The 6,453-nt window shown below is 69.5% G+C and carries 5 protein-coding genes and 1 tRNA gene; 5 read left to right on the top strand and 1 reads right to left on the bottom strand.

What is annotated here, in order from left to right:
* Positions 1-943: gamma-glutamyltransferase (locus ACIQ3R_RS13630; protein WP_397419391.1), on the bottom strand; the 943-nt coding region annotated here is incomplete at its 3' end.
* Between the two features lie 94 nt (positions 944-1,037).
* Here ACIQ3R_RS13630 and ACIQ3R_RS13625 point away from each other — a divergent pair.
* The 5 genes from ACIQ3R_RS13625 to ACIQ3R_RS13605 all read left to right on the top strand — a co-directional run.
* Positions 1,038-2,063 carry a P1 family peptidase gene (locus ACIQ3R_RS13625; RefSeq protein WP_397419389.1) on the top strand — a complete coding sequence of 342 codons (1,026 nt, stop codon included), beginning with the start codon at positions 1,038-1,040 and terminating at the stop codon, positions 2,061-2,063.
* A 45-nt stretch (positions 2,064-2,108) separates the two neighbouring features.
* Complete coding sequence (locus ACIQ3R_RS13620; RefSeq protein WP_397419387.1) at positions 2,109-3,440, top strand: hypothetical protein; 1,332 nt, start codon at positions 2,109-2,111, stop codon at positions 3,438-3,440.
* Between the two features lie 150 nt (positions 3,441-3,590).
* Positions 3,591-3,667 (top strand) — tRNA-Arg (locus ACIQ3R_RS13615).
* A gap of 784 nt (positions 3,668-4,451) precedes the next feature.
* Complete coding sequence (locus ACIQ3R_RS13610) at positions 4,452-5,756, top strand: polyhydroxyalkanoate depolymerase (RefSeq protein ID WP_397419385.1); 1,305 nt, start codon at positions 4,452-4,454, stop codon at positions 5,754-5,756.
* 45 nt (positions 5,757-5,801) lie between these two features.
* A partial coding sequence (locus ACIQ3R_RS13605) for a M48 family metallopeptidase (protein ID WP_397419383.1) occupies positions 5,802-6,453 on the top strand: 652 nt, incomplete at its 3' end.

Here is a 6,453-nt window from a genome sequence, read left to right as displayed (position 1 = left end):
CCTCTACATTGTTGACGTTCTGGGCCACCGCCGTGCGCTCCAGCAGTCCCAGCCCCTGCAGCACCGCCGGCCCGCCCGAAGGCGCCGGCGGCACGCAGATCACATAGATCCGATAGGGCCGGCACAGCGCGGGCGAGGCCTTTGCGCGATAGGCCTTCATGTCGGCCAGCGTCATAGCGCCCGGATGCGCGCCTTCCTTCAGCTTGGCGACGATCGCCTCGGCGATCGGCCCTTCCAGGATCGCGCGCGGCCCCTCGGCGGCGATCTTGCGCACCGTCGCCGCATAGGCCGGATTGCGGACGATGTCGCCGGGCTGGATCTTGGTTCCATCGGCCTTGGTGAAATAGGCGATGGCGTCAGGCGTCGCGGCCTGGGGCGAGCGGCTGGCCGCAGCCATCGCCATCCGCCGGGGCGCGGGGAAGCCCTCGTCAGCCATCCGTTCCGCCTCGCCGAACAGGTCCTTCCAGGCCAGCTTCCCGTGCTGGTCGTGGGCCAATTTCAGCATCGCCACCGCCCCCGGAACACCGGTCGAGCGGCCCGACAGAACCGCGGTGGTGCGGTCCAGCGGCTTGCCCGCGTCATCATAGAACAGCTTGTCGGTCGCCGCCTTGGGCGCAGTCTCGCGGCCGTTATAGGCCGTCACCGCCTTGGTGCGCGCGTCGTAGAAGGTCAGGAACGCCCCGCCGCCCAGGCCGGAGCTCTGCGGTTCCACCAGCCCCAGCGCCGCCTGCACCGCTACCGCGGCGTCCACAGCGTTGCCGCCGGCGCGTAGCACCTTGAGCCCCGCCTCCACTGCAAGCGGATTGGCCGCGGCGACCATGCCGGTGGAGGCGGGCGTCGCGGCCGTCGTCGGCGCCGCCGATGGCGCGGTCGCGCAGGCCGCCAGCCCGAGGCTGAGCCCGAAGGCGGCGAGCGAGGTCTTCAGGGTCAGTTTGACGGGCACGAGCGAGGGAACTCCGGCGGATCAGTGAACAGTCACCATAGCGGCGCAGCGCGCGCGTGGACAACAAACGCCTGATCGTGCGACGGGGGCGACCATGCAAGCCTCCACGGCCCGCCCCGGTCCTCGCAACGCCATCACCGACGTGCCCGGCCTGAAAATCGGTCAGGCCGAAGACGAGGCCGCCCGCTCGGGCGTCACCGTCATCCTTCCTGACAACCGCGCGGTCTGCGCCGTCGATGTGCGCGGTGGTGCGCCCGGCACGCGCGAGACAGACGCCCTGGCGCCGGAAAACCTGGTTGATGCGGTCGACGCCGTCGTCCTGTCCGGCGGGTCGGTCTATGGCCTGGCCGCCGCCGACGGCGTGGTGGCGTGGCTCGGTGCACGCGGACGCGGCTACGGCCTGGTCGATGGCATTCCCCGCTCGCCGGTGGTTCCGGCCGCCATCCTGTTCGATGTGGCCAATGGCGGCGAAAAGGCCTGGGGGGAGAGCCCGCCCTATCGCGCGCTCGGTCGGTCGGCGATCGAGGCTGCGGGGCTCGACGTCCGCCTTGGAACCGCCGGCGCCGGCTACGGCGCCATGGCCGGATCGCTCAAGGGCGGCGACGGCTCGGCATCGGCGGTCACCTCCGATGGCTTCTGGGTCGGGGCCCATGTGGCGGTCAATTCCTGGGGCTCGGTCATCGCGCCAGGAGGGCGCACGTTCTGGGCCGCGCCCTACGAGATCGAAGGCGAGTTCGGCGGCCTGGGCGCCGCGGGCCTTGCGGGTCCGCCCGAGGTCTGGGGCCTCGCCAAGCGCGCCGTAGAGACCCGCAACACCACGATCGCCTGTGTCGCCACCGACGCCGTCCTCAACCCGGCCCAGGCCAAACGTCTGGCGGTGATGGCCCAGGACGGCCTGGCCCGCGCCATCCGTCCGATCCACGCGCCCTTCGACGGCGACGTTGTGTTCGCGCTCTCAACCGGCGCCCGCCCTCTTGTCGAGCCCGATAACTTCACCCTGGCCCGCCTGGGCGCCCTGGCCGCTGACGTGCTGGCCCGGGCCGTCGCCCGCGCCGTCTTCGCCGCCACGCCGTGGCCGGGAACAGAGGTTCCCTGCTGGCGGGACCTTCCGGGCGCCTGAAGGCCCTGCTAGCCTTAGCCCTCAGTGCGGTCTCAGGAGGGTTTCATGAAGTCCTATCACCGGCTCATGCTCGTCGCTGGAGTCTCCGGCATGGCGGCGCTCTCGATCGTCACCGTCGGCCAGAGCCAGACCCGCCCCCGACCGGCCGCGCCCGCGGCGACGCCGGTTCAGAAAGTCACCCCGCCCATCGCCGTCTACTGGATGAGCGCCCAGACTCAGACCGGCTTCGGCATGCCCTCGATGGGCGGTGGCGGCGGCGGCCCCGACATCGGCGCCATGATGCGTGGGATGATGGGCGGCGGCGGACCGGTGAAGTCGCTGATGCTGCAGCTCGGCTCCAGCCAGACCAACCCTGGGCCCCAGGCCGAACACCTGCCGCCGGCCGCCCTCGGCGCCGGCGCTTCACTGCCATTGTGGACGCCCGAGCGCGTGCCGCCGGAGCCTCGGGAACCCAACCAGATCCCGCCGGACTTCGAAAAGCCGCGCGGAAAGCTCCTGATCTTCTGGGGCTGCGGCGAGCGCGCCCGGCCCGGGCAGCCGGTGGTGATCGACTTCGCCGAGATGGCCGAGGGGCGCATGCCCGCCGGTCTTTCCGCGTTGCGCGGCCTGGATGTGCGCAACATGAACCCGCCCTCGCCGTCGCGAAACCGCACCTATGGAGAGTGGCCCAACACCCGCAGCCGCGCCACCGTGCCCTCCAGCGGCTCGCTGGTCGGCGCCCACACTATCCGTGGCAACTACAGCCCGCAGATCGACTTCACCCTGGAGGAAGATCAGGACTTCCTGGGCGCCCTCAACATCACCACCAACGCCAAGGCGCCCGCCGGCCACGTGAACCTCGGCTGGAACCTGGTCGGCAACGCCCAGGCCTATTTCGCCAGCGCCATCGGCGGCGGCGAGGATGAGACCATGGTCATGTGGACCTCGTCCGACGCCCCGGCCGCGGCCTTCGTGGCGCCTGACTACATGACGCCCGGCGACATCACCCGGCTGGTGAACTCCAAGGCGCTCATGGGGCCCGCCACCAAGACCTGCGCCGTGCCCAAGGAGGTGATCGACGCCATGCCCACCGGCATGGTCAGCCTCAACGCCTATGGCGGCGAGGCCAACTTCATCTATCCGCCCCGCCCGGCCGATCCCCGCATCACCTGGAACCAGCAGTGGGCGGTCAAGGTGCGCTATCGCGCCTCCACCGGCGGCCTGCTCGGCCAGGACATGGCGGCCATGATGGGAGGCGGCGGGCGCGAAGGCCGCCGCGGCCAGGCCCAGCCCCCGCAGCAGCAACAGCCCGGCCAGCCCGCCCGCCCGCCCCGCGCCCCCAGCGCGGCGGATATCCTCCGTGGCGGCATCCTCGGCGGCATTCCCTTCCCGAGGTGAGGCCACGCCTCGTCTTCTCCAAGCGGGAGAAGGCGGCCCGCGCAGCGGGTCGGATGAGGGTAGGGCTTGCGAACCGCGCAAGCCCGCCGAGGGGGGTTGCACCAAACCCCGCCCGCGACTAGGTTCCGCGCCCTCGCCGCAAGGCGGTGCGCGCCCGTAGCTCAGCTGGATAGAGCATCAGACTACGAATCTGAGGGTCGGACGTTCGAATCGTTCCGGGCGCGCCATTCTTCCCAAACCTCTCCCTCGAGCGCCGCAGGCGCGAAAAGAGGATGAGAGCCGGCTCGTAAGCGCGAACCCCACGAGCGACAGATCAAGGCCCCCGCAAAGCGGCGGGGACTTTGTGAATGGGATATCCAGTCTCAGAAATCAGCCTAGGTCACCCTGCCCCGTTCGGCGTTCGCGCCTCAACGGTCCATCTGCCCCAATGCCCCGATCGTCAGCCGCATCGATCCGAAGTCGCGCGCCATTAGTTCTTTTTTTGTTCTTTCTCAATCGGCGCTCCAATGCTAGGGTCGGGACCCACGGCCGTCCGCTCCGCACCGCCCTGGCGGCCAGGCCGGAGATAGCGCGCCCATTCTCCGAACTTGGATGATTTCATTGAGAAAACGCCGGCGAGAACTGCGACTTGAGTCCAGTCTTCGCGCAATCTCGGATACGCGCCGCGGGCCCTTGCCACCTCCCTCCTGCGCCAAGGACACGGGAGGCGCCCAGCCGGAAATCCGTGGTCTCCATAGGCCCGGCTCTCCGGCCTCTCAGAATGTCCCACCTGCGGACTGGGCCGCACTGATTTCGTTGAAGAAAGCCCCGGAAAAACACGGTCTTGCGTCCAGCATTTGCGACATTTCCGACCGCGAACCGGGGCCGCGGAGGCGCGGCGGGAGGCGAGGGTCGACAGCCACTCCCAAGCTCGGCCTCAGCGCCGCGGCGGGCGTCACCCATTCGCTGCGCCGCTTGCGGAGCTCGTTAACGTCCGGCAGGGTATGCTGCGGCGCACAAGACGGGGATCCGATGCTCTATTCGCTCTATGAGGCGGGGTATTACGCGGCCACGCCGATGCGGCTCGCGGCGCTGGCGGCGCGGGAATTCTGGAGTTCGCCGCTCAATCCCGCGGCCGAAACAGAGATGGCGCGGCGGCTCTATGCCGGCTCGGACCTGTTCGCCAATCTCACCCGTCGATACGGCAAGCCCGACTGGAAGCTCGACAGCGTCGAGATCAACGGCAAGGCGGTGCGCGTCCGGGCACAGACCGAGTGGTCGACCGCCTGGTGCAAGCTGACCCACTTCTCGCGCGACATGGCCGATCTCCGCCGGGCGGGGAAGACGGCGCTGGAACCGGCGGTGCTGATCGTGGCGCCGCTTTCGGGCCACTACGCCACGCTCCTGCGCGGCACGGTCGAAGCCTTCCTGCAGGACCATGAGGTGTTCATCACCGAATGGACCAACGCCCGGGACGTGCCGATGCTCGAGGGCCGCTTCGACTTCCACGACTACATCGACCACATCCGCGAGGCGCTGCGGCACCTAGGGCCCCGCCCGCATGTGGTGGCCGTCTGCCAGCCCGGCCCGCCGGTTCTGGCCGCGGCGTCGCTTATGGCGGAAGACGGCGAGGAATGCCGCCCCGCCTCCATGACTTTCATGGGCTCGCCAATCGATGCGCGTCTGTCACCGACCGTGACCAACAAGCTGGCCGAGGACAGGCCCTTCGCCTGGTTCGAATCCAACATGATCAAGAACGTGCCGCCGCCCTATCTGGGGTTCGGCCGGCGCGTCTACCCGGGCTTCGTGCAGCTCGCGAGCTTCATGTCGATGAACCTGGAGAAGCACCAGGAGGCGCACCGCAATTACCTGTCCCACCTGATGGACGGCGATGGCGACAGCGCCGACAAGCACCTGGAATTCTACGACGAGTACCTTTCGGTGCTCGACCTGACCGAGGAGTTCTACCTTCAGACCATCGATGTGGTCTTTCAGCGCTACCTCTTGCCGAAGGGCGAACTGATGCATGACGGCCGCCGCGTGCGGCCCGAGCGGATCACCGACATCGGCCTGATGACGGTGGAGGGCGAGAACGACGACATCTCCGGCATCGGCCAGACCCAGGCGGCGCACCGCCTGTGCCTCTCGCTACCCATTGAAATGAAGGAAGACTACATCCAGCCCCACGTGGGCCACTATGGCGTCTTCAACGGTCGCCGCTTCCGCGACGAGATCTATCCCCGCGTCCGGGGCTTCATCCGACGGATGGAGGACGGGGTCCACGCCCGAAAGCCGGCGCGGAAATCCAATGTCACCCGCCTGCGCACTGCCCCCTGACGGCCGCTCTTCAGCCGGAACGCGGCGCGGCGTAGCCTTGGCGGCATGAGTCTGTTCGGACGCGCTCAGCATGCCGACGGCGACCGGTTGACGGTGGCCGGGGCGCCGGTGCGGCTCAAGGTCAACGCCCGGGCGCGGCGAGTTTCGCTGAGGCTGGACCCGACGCGGGGCGAGGTCGTGGCCACCGCGCCCTCACTGAGGCGACTGGCGGAGGCGGCGGCGTTCGCCAACGCCAGGGCCGCCTGGATCGCCTCGCGGGTGGCCGAACTGCCGCCGCGCCAGGGCCTGGCGCCGGGCGATCGAATCGAAGTGTTCGGCCGGCTGGTCCGGCTTGAGGCGGCCGATGGCCGCGCCCGCTGGGTCGAGCCTGCCGACGGCTCAACGCCCGTGATCCGCGCCATGGGCGATGGGGAAGGCTTCGCCCGGGCCGTCATCCTGGTCATCAAGGCGCGGGCCCGCCGGGTGCTGGCCGAGCGCACCGCCCATCATGCCGCGCGTCTGGGCGTGGCCATGCCAAAGATCGGGCTGGGCGATCCCAGGGCGCGCTGGGGGTCCTGCCGAATGGGTCGCAGCGGCGCGGCCGGCGTGATCCGCTACTCCTGGCGTCTGGCGCTGGCGCCCTTTGAGGTCGCCGACTACGTGGTCGCCCATGAATGCGCCCACCTGCTGGAGGCGAACCACGGCCCGCGCTTCTGGT

Origin of the sequence: Phenylobacterium sp., from assembly GCF_044371015.1 — a bacterium.
GTDB lineage: Bacteria > Pseudomonadota > Alphaproteobacteria > Caulobacterales > Caulobacteraceae > Phenylobacterium.
Note: the sequence above shows the minus strand (reverse complement) of the source record. Positions and strands in the feature narration are given on the sequence as shown.

Coding starts and splice junctions, on each gene's coding strand:
- ACIQ3R_RS13610 (WP_397419385.1), top strand. CDS start 4,452: ATGCTCTATTCGCTCTATGAGGCGGGGTATTACGCGGCCACGCCGATG.
- ACIQ3R_RS13625 (WP_397419389.1), top strand. CDS start 1,038: ATGCAAGCCTCCACGGCCCGCCCCGGTCCTCGCAACGCCATCACCGAC.
- ACIQ3R_RS13620 (WP_397419387.1), top strand. CDS start 2,109: ATGAAGTCCTATCACCGGCTCATGCTCGTCGCTGGAGTCTCCGGCATG.